Origin of the sequence: Streptomyces sp. enrichment culture (assembly GCF_964273145.1) — a bacterium.
Classification (GTDB): Bacteria; Actinomycetota; Actinomycetes; order Streptomycetales; family Streptomycetaceae; genus Streptomyces.
In genome coordinates this window covers 4,339,781-4,354,266 of record NZ_OZ186873.1, presented here as the reverse complement: position 1 = coordinate 4,354,266, position 14,486 = coordinate 4,339,781, and the positions used below count along the sequence as shown (strand labels likewise).

General features: G+C 71.9%; 14 protein-coding genes. 6 read left to right on the top strand and 8 right to left on the bottom strand.

Translation table 11 applies throughout. The features are described from left to right. The first annotated feature begins 165 nt into the window (after positions 1-165). A complete protein-coding gene (locus ACSU6Z_RS19795) occupies positions 166-579 on the top strand; it encodes an anti-sigma regulatory factor (protein ID WP_437047427.1) in 414 nt (137 codons plus the stop codon). Then, positions 576-1,703 (top strand): RNA polymerase sigma factor SigF, encoded by a 1,128-nt coding sequence (locus tag ACSU6Z_RS19790; protein ID WP_437047426.1) that lies wholly within the window; start codon positions 576-578, stop codon positions 1,701-1,703. The genes ACSU6Z_RS19795 and ACSU6Z_RS19790 overlap by 4 nt, the downstream gene beginning before the upstream one ends. 72 nt (positions 1,704-1,775) lie before the next feature. Here the strand turns inward: ACSU6Z_RS19790 and ACSU6Z_RS19785 are convergent, their stop codons facing one another. Continuing rightward, positions 1,776-2,231 (bottom strand): hypothetical protein, encoded by a 456-nt coding sequence (locus ACSU6Z_RS19785; RefSeq protein WP_437047424.1) that lies wholly within the window; start codon positions 2,229-2,231, stop codon positions 1,776-1,778. A gap of 134 nt (positions 2,232-2,365) precedes the next feature. Between ACSU6Z_RS19785 and ACSU6Z_RS19780 the strand changes: the two genes are divergently transcribed. Then, positions 2,366-3,334 (top strand): diacylglycerol/lipid kinase family protein, encoded by a 969-nt coding sequence (locus ACSU6Z_RS19780; RefSeq protein WP_437047422.1) that lies wholly within the window; start codon positions 2,366-2,368, stop codon positions 3,332-3,334. 318 nt (positions 3,335-3,652) lie between these two features. Beyond that, on the top strand, positions 3,653-3,910 hold the full coding sequence (locus tag ACSU6Z_RS19775) for a WhiB family transcriptional regulator (protein WP_029383210.1): 258 nt from the start codon (positions 3,653-3,655) through the stop codon (positions 3,908-3,910). 261 nt (positions 3,911-4,171) lie between these two features. On the opposite strand, the gene ACSU6Z_RS19770 is transcribed toward ACSU6Z_RS19775, so the two are convergent. Both ACSU6Z_RS19770 and ACSU6Z_RS19765 read right to left on the bottom strand, forming a co-directional pair. Next, positions 4,172-5,638 (bottom strand): sensor histidine kinase, encoded by a 1,467-nt coding sequence (locus tag ACSU6Z_RS19770; protein WP_437050394.1) that lies wholly within the window; start codon positions 5,636-5,638, stop codon positions 4,172-4,174. A gap of 387 nt (positions 5,639-6,025) precedes the next feature. After that, the gene (locus ACSU6Z_RS19765; protein ID WP_437047420.1) at positions 6,026-6,706 is read right to left on the bottom strand and encodes a TetR/AcrR family transcriptional regulator; all 681 of its coding nucleotides are present in this window, start codon (positions 6,704-6,706) and stop codon (positions 6,026-6,028) included. Positions 6,707-6,801: 95 nt separating this feature from the next. Here ACSU6Z_RS19765 and ACSU6Z_RS19760 point away from each other — a divergent pair, with 95 nt between their 5' ends. Continuing rightward, positions 6,802-7,554, top strand: coding sequence for an SDR family oxidoreductase (locus tag ACSU6Z_RS19760; protein WP_437047419.1), 753 nt, complete (start codon positions 6,802-6,804; stop codon positions 7,552-7,554). Between the two features lie 33 nt (positions 7,555-7,587). Here ACSU6Z_RS19760 and ACSU6Z_RS19755 read toward each other — a convergent pair whose 3' ends face one another. Beyond that, complete coding sequence (locus ACSU6Z_RS19755) at positions 7,588-8,658, bottom strand: SIS domain-containing protein (RefSeq protein ID WP_437047417.1); 1,071 nt, start codon at positions 8,656-8,658, stop codon at positions 7,588-7,590. A gap of 235 nt (positions 8,659-8,893) precedes the next feature. On the opposite strand from ACSU6Z_RS19755, the gene nagB reads away from it, so the two are divergent. Then, complete coding sequence (gene nagB / locus ACSU6Z_RS19750; protein WP_437047416.1) at positions 8,894-9,679, top strand: glucosamine-6-phosphate deaminase; 786 nt, start codon at positions 8,894-8,896, stop codon at positions 9,677-9,679. A 100-nt stretch (positions 9,680-9,779) separates the two neighbouring features. Here nagB and ACSU6Z_RS19745 read toward each other — a convergent pair whose 3' ends face one another. The 4 genes from ACSU6Z_RS19745 to ACSU6Z_RS19730 form a co-directional block, all read right to left on the bottom strand. After that, entirely contained in the window at positions 9,780-11,270 is a 1,491-nt protein-coding gene (locus tag ACSU6Z_RS19745; RefSeq protein WP_437047414.1) for a glycoside hydrolase family 3 protein, read from the bottom strand. 9 nt (positions 11,271-11,279) lie between these two features. Beyond that, positions 11,280-12,110: a carbohydrate ABC transporter permease gene (locus tag ACSU6Z_RS19740; RefSeq protein WP_437047412.1), complete on the bottom strand. Its 831-nt coding sequence runs from the start codon at positions 12,108-12,110 to the stop codon at positions 11,280-11,282. Further along, positions 12,107-13,105 (bottom strand): carbohydrate ABC transporter permease, encoded by a 999-nt coding sequence (locus ACSU6Z_RS19735; protein WP_437047410.1) that lies wholly within the window; start codon positions 13,103-13,105, stop codon positions 12,107-12,109. The genes ACSU6Z_RS19740 and ACSU6Z_RS19735 overlap by 4 nt, the downstream gene beginning before the upstream one ends. A 102-nt stretch (positions 13,106-13,207) precedes the next feature. Continuing rightward, positions 13,208-14,467 (bottom strand): extracellular solute-binding protein, encoded by a 1,260-nt coding sequence (locus ACSU6Z_RS19730; protein ID WP_437047409.1) that lies wholly within the window; start codon positions 14,465-14,467, stop codon positions 13,208-13,210. Positions 14,468-14,486 lie beyond the last annotated feature (19 nt).

The following is a 14,486-nucleotide window of genomic DNA, read 5'->3' as shown; positions in this document are numbered from 1 at the left end:
AGCCACTGTGCGTATTCACGTGTTTACTATGAGTGACAGCGAGGGGTTGGGGTCTCGGGGACAGGAATGTTCGGAGCGCGATAACGTCACCGCTGAACCACGTATCGCGTTACCCCGGGGGGCGACCCTCGGCCCTGAAACACTTGTACCACCTTGGAGGTGAGGGTGTCCCAGATCGCAGGCGAGCCCGTGTCCCAGGACTTCGTCGAAGTCCGGCTGCCGGCCGCGGGTGCCTACCTGTCGGTGCTGCGGACGGCCACGGCCGGTCTCGCGGCCCGTTTGGACTTCACCCTCGACGAGATCGAGGACCTGCGCATCGCGGTGGACGAAGCCTGCGCGATCCTGCTCCAGCAGGCCGTGCCCGGATCGGTGCTCAGCTGCGTCTTCCGTCTCGTCGACGACTCGCTCGAGGTCACCGTCTCGGCGCCGACCACCGACGGTCACGCCCCCTCGCGGGACACCTTCGCCTGGACCGTCCTGTCCGCTCTCGCGGGCAAGGTCTCCTCCGCCGTGGACGAGGACAAAACCGTTTCGATCAGCCTCTACAAACAGCGCGGCGCGGGACCCGGGCCGGCGTGAGGAACGGGGACGGGCCGGTGCGGGACGAAGAGCGCGGCACACGGGAGCTGCCGGCCGAGGGCGCACGTTCTCCGAACGAGGCCCCGCGCACGGCGGACGGCATCGACGGCATTCCCGAGCAGGCCCGGCCGCACCCGGAGGACGCCCCCGTGGGGGCCGGCCTCCCGACGGACGGGCAGCGGGCCGGGGGCGAGGACGGTGCCGTGCGGAGCGCGCCCGCGGACGGGCGGGCCGGGGGCACCCCCGTCCGGCCGGTCCGGGCTCGGGCGCGGGCTCGGGAAAGGGCGACGGGCGGGACGATGAGCGAGCACGAGCGACACTCCGAGGACGAGGCGCCGGCCGCGCGCGGCGCCCAGGGCACGCACGATCCGCAGGACCGCAGCGGGGCGCGCGCCCTGTTCACCGAATTGCGCGCGCTGGAGAAGGACAGCGCCGAGTACGCGGAGCTGCGCAACCGGCTGGTCCGCATGCACCTGCCGCTCGTCGAGCACCTCGCGCGCCGCTTCCGCAACCGCGGCGAGCCGCTGGACGACCTGACCCAGGTCGCCACCATCGGTCTGATCAAGTCCGTCGACCGCTTCGACCCGGACCGCGGGGTGGAGTTCTCGACGTACGCGACCCCGACGGTGGTCGGCGAGATCAAGCGGCACTTCCGCGACAAGGGCTGGGCGGTGCGGGTGCCGCGCCGGCTGCAGGAGCTGCGCCTGTCCCTGACGACGGCGACGGCCGAGCTCTCCCAGCTGCACGGCCGCTCCCCCACGGTCCACGAGCTCGCCGAGAAGCTGTCGATCTCGGAGGAGGAGGTCCTGGAGGGCCTGGAGTCCGCGAACGCGTACTCCACGCTGTCGCTGGACGTGCCCGACACCGACGACGAGTCCCCGGCGGTCGCGGACACCCTCGGCGCCGAGGACGAGGCGCTGGAGGGCGTGGAGTACCGGGAGTCGCTCAAGCCGCTGCTGGAGGACCTGCCGCCGCGCGAGAAGCGGATCCTGCTGCTGCGCTTCTTCGGCAACATGACCCAGTCGCAGATCGCGCAGGAGGTCGGCATCTCCCAGATGCACGTCTCCCGGCTGCTGGCGCGCACGCTGGCGCAGCTGCGGGAGAAGCTCCTCGTCGAGGAGTAGCGGGAGACGTCCGCAAGCGGCCGGCGAGGAGGCCGGGAGCGGCCCGGGGGTGGGACCCGGCTCCCCGGTGGGTCACTTCGGCGCGTCGCCGGGCCCCCGGATCCCGAGGGCCCGGGTCGTCTCGGGGTTCACGATCAGGACGAGCGCCGCCAGGGCCACCACCGCGAGCGCGATTCCCGCCGGGATGGCGATGCTGTCGGCCTGCAGCAGGTTGTAGGCCACGGGCAGCGCCATGATCTGCGTGATGACGGCGGGGCCCCGGCTCCAGCCGCGCCGGCCGAGCAGTCCGCGGGCGGCGAGCAACGGCAGCAGGGCGAGGACGATCAGGGTGACACCGCCGGTGACGGCCGAGGTCCGGTCGTCGGGGTGTCCCGTGAGCCCCGCCACCAGCATCCAGGCGCCGCCGACGACGAGTGCCAGCCCCTCCAGGGCGTTGAGCCCGGCCGCGGCGGTCAGCCGTCCCGGGCGGGCATCCGCCTCCGCGGCGGACTCGGCGGCTTCGGGGGCGGGAGTCTGCTCACTGCTCACCCCTGAAGGGTAGCCCGCACGGTGCGGACGCCCGCGTACAGGCCCGCGGGGGCGCTCCCCGGCCGCCTGCCGATCCCCTTCCGATCGCCACCTCGGTCTGGGCCCGGTACCGCCCGGTAGGTACCCTGCAACCCATGCGTGCTCTTCTCGTGGTCAATCCGGCGGCTACCACCACGAGTGCGCGTACGCGCGACGTATTGATCCACGCGCTCGCCAGTGAGGTGAAGCTGGAGGCCGTCACCACGGAGTACCGCGGCCACGCCCGCGACCTCGGCCGGCAGGCGGCCGAGAGCGAGGACATCGACCTGGTGGTGGCCCTCGGCGGCGACGGCACGGTCAACGAGGTCGTCAACGGGCTGCTGCACGCCGGGCCCGACCCGGAACGCCTGCCCGGCCTCGCCGTGGTCCCCGGCGGCTCCACCAACGTCTTCGCCCGCGCCCTCGGCCTGCCCAACCACGCAGTGGAGGCCACCGGCGCCCTGCTGGACGCACTGCGCCAGGGCGGCGAGCGCACCGTCGGACTGGGCCTGGCCTCCGGCACGCCGGGTTCGGAGGACGAGGCGGTGCCGGCCCGCTGGTTCACCTTCAACGCCGGCCTGGGGTTCGACGCCGGCGTGGTCGGCCGGGTCGAGCAGCACCGCGAACGCGGCAAGAAGTCGACGCACGCGCTGTACGTACGGCAGGTGGTGCGCCAGCTCCTCGGGGACCCGCACCGCCGCAGCGGGACGATCAGCCTGGAGCGGGCCGGTGAGGAACCGGTCACCGATCTGGTGCTGTCCATAGTCTCGAACACCTCGCCGTGGACGTTTCTCGGCAATCGCCCGATCTACGCGTCACCTAAGGCCTCGTTCGATACCGGGCTCGACGTCTTCGGTCTCAGCCGCCTGTCCACGGCCGCGGTTGCCCGGTATGGCACCCAGTTGCTCACTTCGTCCCCCGAGCGCGGACCCCACGGCAGGCACGCCGTCTCGCTGCACGATCTGACCGAGTTCACCTTGCAATCGAAGGTGCCGCTGCCCCTTCAGATGGACGGTGACCATCTGGGGCTGCGGACGAGCGTGACGTTCACAGGCGTACGCCGTGCACTGCGTGTGATTGTGTGAGCAGAAGGGGCGAAAGTCCTTTCAGTCGAACGTTTAGGCCAGGATCCACCCCATGGAAGTACGGCTGTGACCTAGTCGACACCGAAGAATCAAAAAAAACTTTCCGGAAGGGGTTGTATCCGCCGCTGAGGTTTGCGAGTCTCTAGAAGGCGATCGGGACGGCCCGCAACACCGGCCTCTACAGATCGCCAGAACCCCTCTTCAAACCAAGGACCCATGCCGGGGAACCGGTGGTAGGCCCTTCACTTGTTGAGGGATTCGTGAAAGCGTTCACATTCACAAGCAACCTGCACGTAATACCAAGGAGAGGTAGCAGCCATGGACTGGCGTCACCGCGCCGTTTGCCGCGAGGAAGACCCCGAGCTCTTCTTCCCCATCGGCAACACCGGTCCTGCGCTGCTGCAGATCGAGGAAGCCAAGGCCGTCTGCCGTCGCTGCCCGGTGATCGAGCAGTGTCTGCAGTGGGCGCTCGAGTCCGGCCAGGACTCCGGCGTCTGGGGTGGTCTCAGCGAGGACGAGCGCCGCGCGATGAAGCGCCGCGCCGCCCGCAACCGGGCCCGTCAGGCCTCCGCCTGACCGGCCACCCCCTGCTGACAGCCTGAGCTTGGCGGCGCGTACAGCGCGTACGCAACCCCCGCCCCCGAGCCGCAGCGCGCAGTACCCCCCGATGCTCCCCCGCTTCTCGACTCCGCTCGAACCGGGGGGACCGCCATCGCACGAGCACTGGCCCCGGACCGCCCCTGGTGGTCCGGGGCTTTTTGCCGCCCGTCCTCCCGCGTCACGACTCCCCCACATCCCAGGGGAGCCGGGCGGGGCGCCGCCTTCGGCGGCAACCCGCTACTTCTGTACCCGGACCGGGATGTCCAGGATCACCCGCGTGCCGCGCTCGGGAGCCGGGACCATGTCGAAGGTGCCGCCGAGCTCGCCCTCCACCAGGGTGCGGACGATCTGCAGCCCGAGGTTGCCGGAGCGGTGCGGGTCGAAGCCCTCCGGCAGGCCCACGCCGTCGTCCTGGACGGTGACCAGCAGGCGGGCCTCCTTCACCGTACCGCCACGGACCGCGGAGACCTCGACCGTCCCGGTGTCGCCCTCGCGGAACCCGTGCTCCAGGGCGTTCTGGAGGATCTCGGTCAGCACCATCGACAGCGGCGTGGCGACCTCGGCGTCCAGGATGCCGAAGCGGCCGGTGCGCCGGCCGGTGACCTTGCCCGGGGAGATCTCGGCGACCATCGCCAGCACGCGGTCGGCGATGTCGTCGAACTCCACGCGCTCGTCGAGGTTCTGCGACAGCGTCTCGTGCACGATCGCGATGGAGCCGACCCGGCGCACGGCCTCTTCGAGGGCCTCGCGTCCGCGGTCGGACCCTATGCGCCGGGCCTGGAGGCGGAGTAGGGCGGCCACCGTCTGGAGGTTGTTCTTCACCCGGTGGTGGATCTCCCGGATGGTGGCGTCCTTTGTGATCAATTCGCGTTCGCGGCGGCGCAGTTCGGTCACATCGCGCAGCAGCACCAGCGAACCGATGCGCGTGCCCTTGGGCTTGAGCGGGATCGCGCGGAACTGGATCACGCCGTCGTGGGCCTCGATCTCGAACTCGCGCGGCGCCCAGCCGCTGGCGACCTTGGCGAGCGCCTCGTCCACCGGGCCGCGGGACGGGGCGAGTTCGGCGGTGGTCCTGCCGAGGTGGTGGCCGACCAGGTCGGCGGCGAGGCCGAGGCGGTGGTAGGCGGACAGGGCGTTCGGGGAGGCGTACTGGACGATGCCGTCCGCGTCCAGCCGGATCAGGCCGTCGCCGACCCGGGGCGAGGCGTCCATGTCGACCTGCTGGTTCTCGAACGGGAAGGCGCCGGCCGCGATCATCTGCGCGAGGTCGGAGGCGCTTTGGAGGTACGTGAGCTCCAGCCGGCTCGGGGTGCGCACGGTGAGCAGGTTGGTGTTGCGCGCGATGACGCCGAGGACGCGGCCCTGACGCCGCACGGGAATCGACTCGACGCGGACCGGGACCTCCTCGCGCCATTCCGGGTCGCCCTCGCGGACGATCCGCCCCTCGTCGAGGGCGACGTCCAGCATGGGGCGCCGCCCGCGCGGGACGAGATGGCCGACCATGTCGTCCTGGTACGAGGTCGGGCCGGTGTTGGGGCGCATCTGCGCGACCGAGACGTACCGGGTGCCGTCGCTGGTGGGGACCCACAGGACCAGATCGGCGAAGGAGAGGTCGGAGAGGAGCTGCCACTCCGATACCAGCAGGTGCAGCCACTCGAGATCGGAGGCGTCGAGAGCGGTGTGCTGGCGTACGAGTTCGTTCATGGAGGGCACGTGTGTGAGCGTACCCGCACGTTTGGGCATCGCCCGAAACCGGCCGCCGCGGGCCCGGACGCACCCGCGGGCCGCGGCGCCTGGGAGGGACCCTCAACCCTCCCGGCACCGCAGCCCGGAGCAACATCGGCCGTGGGTGTGCGGTCCCGGTCGGCCGAAGGGTGAGGACCCGGGGCAGTCAGGGCAGAGAGCTCCGGTTCCTCGGTCCGCCCCCCTGTGCGGGGAGGGCGGAAGTCCGGTGTCCGCCTCGTGCGAGGCGACGCGGTCGCCATTGTGGACTAGACCACTGTCCATGTCCATGCGGCGGACGGTGTTCGCCACGCTCGCCCATCGGCGCCCGGACGTCCGAGCACCGGGATGAAGCCTAACTCCGTCGGCTCACGTGCGGGGCCAGACGGCCATGGCGATTTCGGCGAGCGCCTCCAGTTCCTCGCGGGTCGCGCCGTCGCGGGCCTGCTGGGACATGCCCTGGATCATCGCGCCGACGTGCCGGGCGAGGGCGGCGGCATCGGTGTCCGGCGGCAGCCGCCCGGCGTCGACGTCGGCCCGGATGCGGCTCTCGAACGCGGCGATGTTCGCGTTGCGCCGGCGGCGCAGGGACTCCTCGACCCCCGGCGTGGAGCAGTTGGCCGCGGCGTGGATCACCATGCAGCCGTGCGGGCGGCCGGGGGCCGTGTACTGGGCGGCGGCCTCGCGCAGGACGCGCTCCACGGCCGCGCGGGCGGTGGGCTCCTCGGCCAGGGCGCGGTCGCCGAAGGAGCCGTACCGCTCGCCGTAGACCCGCACGGCTTCCTCGAACAGGGACCTCTTGTCGCCGAAGGCCGCGTAGAGGCTCGGCGCGCCGATGTCCATCGCGCCGGTCAGGTCGGAGACGGACGTGGCCTCGTAGCCGCGTTCCCAGAAGGCCATCAGCGCCTTCTCCAGGGCCGTGGCGCGGTCGAAGGAGCGGGGGCGGCCGCGGGGGCGGGGCGCGCGCTCCGCCTCCGGCGCGGTCCGCTTCGTCCCCGTCCCGGCCCGCCCGGCGCCCGGGCCGCCTTCCCGTCGTTCGCTGCTCACCATGGGATGCATTTTATAGCGGGCACTAGATAAATGTCGGTGGGCCGCTGTACGGTCTTTCTGTAGCGACCACTAGATAAATGAGGAGGGGCGCCGCTATGGGCATGCTCACGGGCAGGACGGCTCTCGTCACGGGGGCGAGCAGGGGGATCGGGCGCGGGATCGCCGAGCGGCTGGGGCGTGACGGCGCACGGGTCGCGGTGCACTACGGCAGCAACGAGGGGGCGGCGAAGGAGACGGTCGCCGCCATCGAGGCGGCGGGCGGCTCGGCGTTCGCGATCGGGGTGGAACTGGGGGTTCCCGGGGACGCCGAGGCGTTGTGGGAGGAGTTCGACCGGCACGCGGACGGACTGGACATCCTGGTGAACAACGCCGGGATCGGCAACGCGCGGCCGATCGGGGAGATAACGGAGGAGGAGTTCGACCGGGTCTTCGCGGTGAACGTGAAGGCGCCGTTCTTCATCCTCAAGCACGGCCTGACGCGGCTGCGGGACGGCGGCCGGGTCGTCAACATCTCGTCGGGGCTCGCCCGCACGGCGGTGATGCCGGACAACATGGCGTACGCGATGACGAAGGGCGCGCTGGACGTGTTCTCCCGGGACCTGTCCAAGATCCTGGGGTCGCGGAGGATCACGGTGAACTCGCTGGCGCCCGGGATCATCGAGACGGACAACACGGCCGAGCTGCTGCACGGGAGTCCCGACGGCTGGGCGAAGGCGGCGGCGATCGCCGCGCTGGGCGGGGTGGGCAGCCCGGCCGACGTCGCCGACGTGGTGGCGTTCCTGGTGTCGGACGGTGGCAGGTGGATGACGGGGGGCTGGGTGGACGTGACGGGGGGTTCGCTGACGTAGGCGGTGCGGGGCGGCCGGAGGGGGCCGCCGGCGTCAGTGCGTCTCGGTCACCTTCGCCAGGGCGCGGGGGGCGTCCGGGTCCTGGCCGCGGGCGATGGCGATCTCGTGGGCCAGGAGCTGGAGGGGGATGATCTCCAGGACGACCTGGAGTTCCTCGGGGACCCCCTCGGTGGGCAGGACGAACCCGGCCGACGCCTTCTCGACGTGGTGCCGGGGGCCGACCACCATCAGGTCGGCGCCCCGGCCGCGCAGACGGTCGAGGACGGGCCGGAGGGCCTCGCCGCCCTTGCCGTCGGTGACGACCGCGATCACCGGCGACACGTTGTCGACCATGGCGAGCGGGCCGTGGAGCAGATCCGCTCCCGAGTAGGACAGGGCAGGGATGTAGCTGGTCTCCATCAGCTTCAGGGCGGCTTCCTTGGCGGTGGGGTAACCGTAGCCGCGGGAGGTGATCACCATCCGCTCCGCGAAGCGGTAGCGGGCGGCGAGGGCGCGGACCTCGTCGTGCCGGCCGAGGAGCTGTGCGGCGAGGTCGGGCAGGACCCGCGCGGGGGCCCCGTCGCCGCCGCGCAGGCCCTCGGCGAAGAGGTAGAGCGCGAGGAGGGAGGCGGTGTAGGTCTTGGTCGCGGGGAGGGCCTTCTCCGGTCCGGCCATGATGTCGACGTGGTACTCGGAGACACCGGCCAGGGGGGAGTCGGGGTTGTTGGTGACCGCCAGCGTGATCGCGCCCGCCTCGCGCGCGGCGCGGGTGGAGGCCACCAGGTCCGGGGAGCCGCCCGACTGGCTGACGGTGACGGCGAGGACGTCGGTGAGGTCGGGGCGGGCGCCGTAGGCCGTGATGGTCGACATGGAGGTCAGGCCGCAGGGCAGGCCGAGGCGGATCTCCAGCAGGTACTTGGCGTACAGGGCGGCGTTGTCGGAGGTGCCGCGGGCGGTCAGCAGCACGAAGCGGGGGGAGCGGGCGGCGATCTCCCCGGCCACCCGGCGGACGGCGGGGGCGCCCTCGGCGAGGATCCGGCGCAGGACGGCGGGTTGCTCGGCCATCTCCCGGGCCATGATCCGGCCGGGGAGCTCGCGGTGGTCGTCCGGCGCGGTGGCGGTCATGCGGTTCCTCCCGGGGCGCGGGGACGCGGTGCCTGTGCCGTCCATTGCACCCCCTTCGCGCCGGGAACGCCCGCGCTGGGCGGCGACCGGGCGGCCGGACGGGCGGCGTCCCGGGAGGAGGGCTCCCGGTGGGTCCGGGAGCCCTGGGAGGAGGCACCCCGCTCTGTTAGATTGGTCTAAACCACATAGCCCTTCGAGTGTTCTCGAGTCCCCCTTTTCGAAACGGCAGGCCAGCGTGGAAGTTGTCATCGTTCCCGACGCCAGGGCGGGCGGCGAGCTCGTCGCCGAGGCCATGGCGCAGCTGCTCCGGCGCAAGCCCGACGCCCTGCTCGGGGTCGCCACCGGTTCGACGCCGTTGCCCGTGTACGAGGCGCTCGCGGCCCGGGTGCGCTCGGGCGCCGTGGACACCTCGCGCGCCCGGATCGCCCAGCTCGACGAGTACGTGGGGCTGCCCGCGGAGCATCCGGAGTCCTACCGCTCGGTGCTGCGGCGGGAGGTGCTGGAGCCGCTCGGGATCGGCATGGACGCGTTCCTGGGCCCCGACGGGACGGCCGAGGACGTGCAAGGGGCCTGCGAGGCGTACGACCGGGCGCTGGCCGAGGCCGGCGGGGTGGACCTCCAGCTGCTGGGGATCGGCACCGACGGCCACATCGGGTTCAACGAGCCCTGCTCGTCGCTGGCCTCGCGGACCCGGATCAAGACGCTGACCGAGCGGACCCGGATCGACAACGCGCGCTTCTTCGACGGTGACATCGAGCAGGTGCCGCGCCACGTGATCACGCAGGGCATCGGCACGATCCTGGAGGCGCGGCACCTGGTGCTGCTCGCCACCGGGGAGGGCAAGGCGGACGCGGTCGCCGCGGCCGTCGAGGGGCCCGTCGCTGCCGTGTGCCCGGCCTCCGCGCTCCAGCTGCACCCGCACGCCACGGTCGTCGTCGACGAGGCCGCCGCGTCCAAGCTGAAGCTCGCCGACTACTTCCGGCACACCTACGCCGGCAAGCCCGCCTGGCAGGGGATCTGACCCCCTCCGGTCCCCGAGGGCGCTCCGGGACGGCGAAAGGCGCCGGTCCTCCTCGGCGGAGGGGGCCGGCGCCTTTCGCCCTATGGGGCCGCCGCTCGGGTCACACCCCCGCGATCACCTCCGCCGCCGCCCGGCCGCAGACGCGGGCCGCGCCGTGGGTGGCCAGGTGCAGGGCGCCGCGGGGTGCGGCCTGGGGGACGCCCATCTCGACCACGACGGTGTCGGGGCGGGCCGCCAGCAGGGTGTCGAGGGCGGCGGCCATCCAGGGATGGCGGTGCTCGTCGCGGACGACGGCCACGACGCGGCGCCGGCCGGCCGCCTCCAGCACCGCCTGACCGGCGTCCGCACCGCTGAAGCCGCCGGTCCCGGTGCCGGGGAGCAGGCGGGCGAGTTCGGCCGCGACGCCCCAGGGGGTCTCGTCGCCGACGGCGATGTTCGCGACGGGGGTGAGGGCGGCGACGTAGGGCGCCTCGGTGAGGGGGGTGAAGCCCTCGGCGCCGGTGGCCTTCAGGGCGCGGCGGGCGGCGCGCAGGCCCACCGTCCGGTCACCGGACGCGGCCGCGGCGGCCCGCGGCAGGGCGGCCGCCGTGGCGCGGGCCAGGGCGCGGATCCGCTCCGCCGCCTCCGCCAGGCGTTCCTCGGACAGGTCGCCCGCGCGGACCGCCGCGACCAGGGCGTCGCGCAGCCGCCGTACCGTCTCCTCGTCGGCGAGTCCGCCGCCCACGCAGATGGCGTCGGCGCCGGCGGCGAGCGCCAGGACGCTGCCGCGTTCGATGCCGTACGTGGCGGAGACGGCCCGCATCTCCATGCCGTCGGTGACGATCAGGCCGTCGTAGCCGAGTTCGTCGCGCAGCAGGCCGGTCAGGATGCGGCGGGAGAGGGTCGCCGGGTGGTCCGGGTCCAGGGCAGGGACGAGGATGTGGGCGCTCATCACCGCTCGCGTACCGGCGGCGATGGCGGCGCGGAACGGGGCCAGTTCGCGCTCGGCCAGCACGTCGGGGTCCACGTCGACGCGCGGCAGGGCGAGGTGGGAGTCGACGGCCGTGTCGCCGTGGCCGGGGAAGTGCTTGGTGCAGGCCGCCACGCCCGCCGACTGCAGGCCGGTGACATAGGCGGCGGTGTGCCGGGCCACCAGGGCGGGATCGGCGCCGAAGGACCGTACGCCGATCACCGGGTTGTCCGGGTCGGAGTTGACGTCGGCGGAGGGCGCCCAGTTGAAGTTGACGCCGCAGGCGGCGAGCCGGCGGCCCAGTTCCGCGGCCACCTCGTGGGTCAGCTCCACGTCGTCCACCGCGCCCAGGGCGTGGTTGCCGGGGAAGGAGGAGCCGGTGCGCGCCTCCAGGCGGGTGACGTCGCCGCCCTCTTCGTCGATGGCGACGAGGACGTCGTCGCGTTCGGCGCGCAACTGGGCGGTCAGGTCGGCCAGTTGCTCGGGCGAGGTGATGTTGCGGCCGAACAGGCCGACGGTGGCCAGGCCCTCGCCCAGGCGGCGCAGCAGCCAGTCGGGGGCGGTGGTGCCGGTGAAGCCGGGCTGGAGGACCGTCAGCGCGTCGCGCGTGACGGTGTCGGTGCCGCTGGCGAATGTCGTCATCGGGTGGCGTTATCCCTTCACGGCGCCCGCGGTCAGGCCGTTGACGGCCCGGCGCTGGAGGAAGACGAAGAGGATCAGGACGGGGAGGGCGAAGAGGGAGGCGGCGGCCATGGTGGCGCCCCAGTCGTCGCCGAAGGCGGTCTGGAAGCCGGACAGCCACAGCGGCAGCGTCTTGGCCTCGGCCTCCTTGTTGAGCACCAGGACGAGGGCGTACTCGTTCCAGGCGGTGATGAAGCCGAACAGGGAGGTGGACATCAGGCCGGGCGCGAGCAGCGGCAGGATGATCCGGCGGAAGGCGGCCGGGCGGGTGCAGCCGTCGACCATCGCCGCCTCCTCCAGCTCCCTGGGCACGGCGGCGACGAAGCCGCGCAGCGTCAGGATGGTGAAGGGCAGGATCATCATCATGTAGAAGGCGGTCAGCGGCACGAGGCTGTTCAGCATCGAGGCGTCCCGGACGATCATGTACATCGCGATCACCATGACCTCCCAGGGCGCCATCTGGGCCAGCATGAAGCCGACGACGAAGGCGCGCCGCCCCCTGAACCGCATCCGGGCCAGGGCGAAGGAGCCGGCCAGCGCGATGATCAGGGAGAGGACGACCGCGAGGACGGTGACGATCAGCGAGTTGGTGACGTACGTCCAGAAGTGGTCGACGCCGGTCGCCGTCCCGAAGTGCTCGAAGGTGATGTCGGCCGGGAACCAGACCGGGTCCTCGGTGATGATGTCGCCGGTCGGCTTCAGGGCCGTGGCGAACATCCAGTAGACGGGGAAGACGAAGCCGACGAACAGGACGGCGGCCGTGAGGTTGGGCCACAGCCGGCCGAAGAGCGAGCGCTTCACGCCTCGTCCTCCTCTTGCTTGAGCACGATCCTGAGGTAGTAGGCGGTCAGGCCGAGCAGGATCAGGATGGTCAGGACGGCGATGGCCGCGCCCATGCCGTAGTGCTGGTTGCCGACGCCCTCGACGTAGGCGTAGACGGGCAGGATCTCGGTGAGCCGGTCGGGGCCGCCGCCGTTGATGGTGAAGACCTGCACGAACGCCTTGAAGACCCAGATGATCTCCAGGAACGTCGTCGCGTACAGGAACGGCCGCAGGAAGGGCAGGGTCACGGTGGTGAAGCCGCGCCAGGCGCCGGCGCCGTCCAGGGCGGCGGCCTCGTACAGCTCGCCGGGGATGGTGGTGGTCGCCGCGTAGAGGTTGATCGCGACGAACGGGACGGACTGCCAGACGATCAGCACGGTGACGACGAAGAAGGTCGACATCTGGCTGCCGGTCCAGCTGTAGTCGGCCATGGAGTGCCAGCCGAGCCTGTCCAGGACCCAGTTGACGACGCCGAAGCGCTGGGCGAACAGCCACTGGTAGACGGTGGTGGCGGCGACCACCGGCATCGCCCAGGCCAGCACCAGGCCGATCAGCAGCGCCACCCGCATCCGCTTGCCGAGGCGGGCGAGGAGCAGGCCGACCAGGGTGCCGAGGGCCATGATCAGGGCGACGTTGGCCGCCGTGAACAGGATCGACCGCAGCGTGACCCGCCAGAAGTCCTCGCCGGTGAGGACCTCCTTGTAGTTGTCGACGCCGTTCCACTCGGTGGCGTGCTGGATCAGCTGCGCCATGTTGAGGTTCTGGAAGGACAGCAGGACGTCCTCCAGCAGCGGCCGGCCCAGCAGCAGCACGGTGGCCGCGCAGGCCGGCAGCAGCAACAGGTACGGGGCGAGGGCGCCGGCGCGCGACGCGGCTCGCGGGGTGGTCCGGCCGGGTCCCCCGCCGCCGGGCTCGCGGACGTCCGACGGGCCTTCCGCCGGGCCGGAGGGCGGCCGTTCGGTCTGCACGGTCATGCTCGCCATCTCTCTTCTCGACCTGCGCCGCGCCGGGGCGGGGGCCGTGTGCCCGTCGGCTCCCCGCCCGGCGTGCGTGCTGCTCCCGGTGCTGCCGCGTCCTTACTGCTGCTGCGCCAGGCGCTTGTCGAACTCGCCCTCGACCTGCTTCGCGGCCTCGGCCGGGGACTTCCCGTTCAGCACGGCGGTCAGGTAGGTCTTGATCGGGTTGGGGTCGTTCTCGACCGCGGCCCACTCCGGGATCAGCGGCGTGGTGTCGCCGCCCGCGACGGCCGGCGCGGCGGCCTCGGCGGCGGCGTTGCCCTTCAGGTTGGACTGCAGCGACTGCTTGTTGGGGATGACGCCGTTGAGCTCGGCCAGCCGGCCCTCGTACTTGTCCGACAGGGCGAGCTTCAGGAACTCCTCGGCGAGGTCCTGCTTCTTGCTGCCCGCGGCCACGGCGAGGTTGGAGCCGCCGAGGAAGACGCCCTCGGGCCTGGCGGCCGTCTCACCGGGGATGGTGAAGTAGCCGATCTCCTTCTCGATGGCCGGGTTGGCCTTGATCGCGGTGGCGGCCTCCCAGCCCATGCCGATGATCGCGCCGACGTTTCCCTTGGCGAATATCTCGCCCTGCTGCGGAGTGGCCTCGTCCTTGTCCTTGGGCGCCTTGGAGAGCGCCTGGAACTTCTTGTAGGTCTCCGCGGCGGCGGCGACCTTCGGGTCGGCGAGGTTGGAGACGTACTTGTCGCCGTCCTTCTTGACCAGTTCGCCGCCCTCGCCGATCACCAGGCCGACGAAGTGGTACCAGTTCTGGCCCGGCAGGTAGATCGGTTCGGCGTCGGTCCTCTCGCCGATCTTCTTCAGCGCGGCGTAGAACTCGTCACGGGTCTTGGGGGTGGTCTCGATGCCGGCGTCCGCCCAGACCTTCTTGTTGTAGATGACGACGCGGTTGACGACGAACCACGGCGCCGCGTACTGCTTGCCCTCGTAGACGGCCGACTTGTTGAGGGAGGCGGTCCAGTCGGCGCCGATCTCGCTCTTGAGGGCGGTGAGGTCGGCCAGGCCGCCGGTCTTGGCGTAGGCCGGGGTCTGGGTGTTGCCGATCTCGAAGACGTCCGGGGGGTTCTCCTCGGACAGGGCGGTGGTCAGCTTCTGCTGGATGCCGTTCCACGTCTGGGTCTCGAACTCGACCTCGGCCCCGGTCTTCGCCTCGAACTCGGCCGCCAGGTCCTTCTGCCACTGGTCCGGGGTGGAGCCGTCCATCATCCAGACCTTGAGCGTCCGGGTCCCCTCGGTCTCGCTGCCGCCGTCGCCGCCCCCGCACGCCGCGATGGAGAAGATCATGCCCGCGATACCGATCGCGGCCGTCAGCCTGCGCTTCACGCCACCCTCCTCAGGGATG

Coding starts and splice junctions, on each gene's coding strand:
- ACSU6Z_RS19780 (WP_437047422.1), top strand. CDS start 2,366: ATGCGTGCTCTTCTCGTGGTCAATCCGGCGGCTACCACCACGAGTGCG.
- ACSU6Z_RS19775 (WP_029383210.1), top strand. CDS start 3,653: ATGGACTGGCGTCACCGCGCCGTTTGCCGCGAGGAAGACCCCGAGCTC.
- ACSU6Z_RS19770 (WP_437050394.1), bottom strand. CDS start 5,638: ATGAACGAACTCGTACGCCAGCACACCGCTCTCGACGCCTCCGATCTC.
- ACSU6Z_RS19765 (WP_437047420.1), bottom strand. CDS start 6,706: ATGGTGAGCAGCGAACGACGGGAAGGCGGCCCGGGCGCCGGGCGGGCC.
- ACSU6Z_RS19760 (WP_437047419.1), top strand. CDS start 6,802: ATGGGCATGCTCACGGGCAGGACGGCTCTCGTCACGGGGGCGAGCAGG.
- ACSU6Z_RS19755 (WP_437047417.1), bottom strand. CDS start 8,658: ATGACCGCCACCGCGCCGGACGACCACCGCGAGCTCCCCGGCCGGATC.
- ACSU6Z_RS19745 (WP_437047414.1), bottom strand. CDS start 11,270: ATGACGACATTCGCCAGCGGCACCGACACCGTCACGCGCGACGCGCTG.
- ACSU6Z_RS19735 (WP_437047410.1), bottom strand. CDS start 13,105: ATGACCGTGCAGACCGAACGGCCGCCCTCCGGCCCGGCGGAAGGCCCG.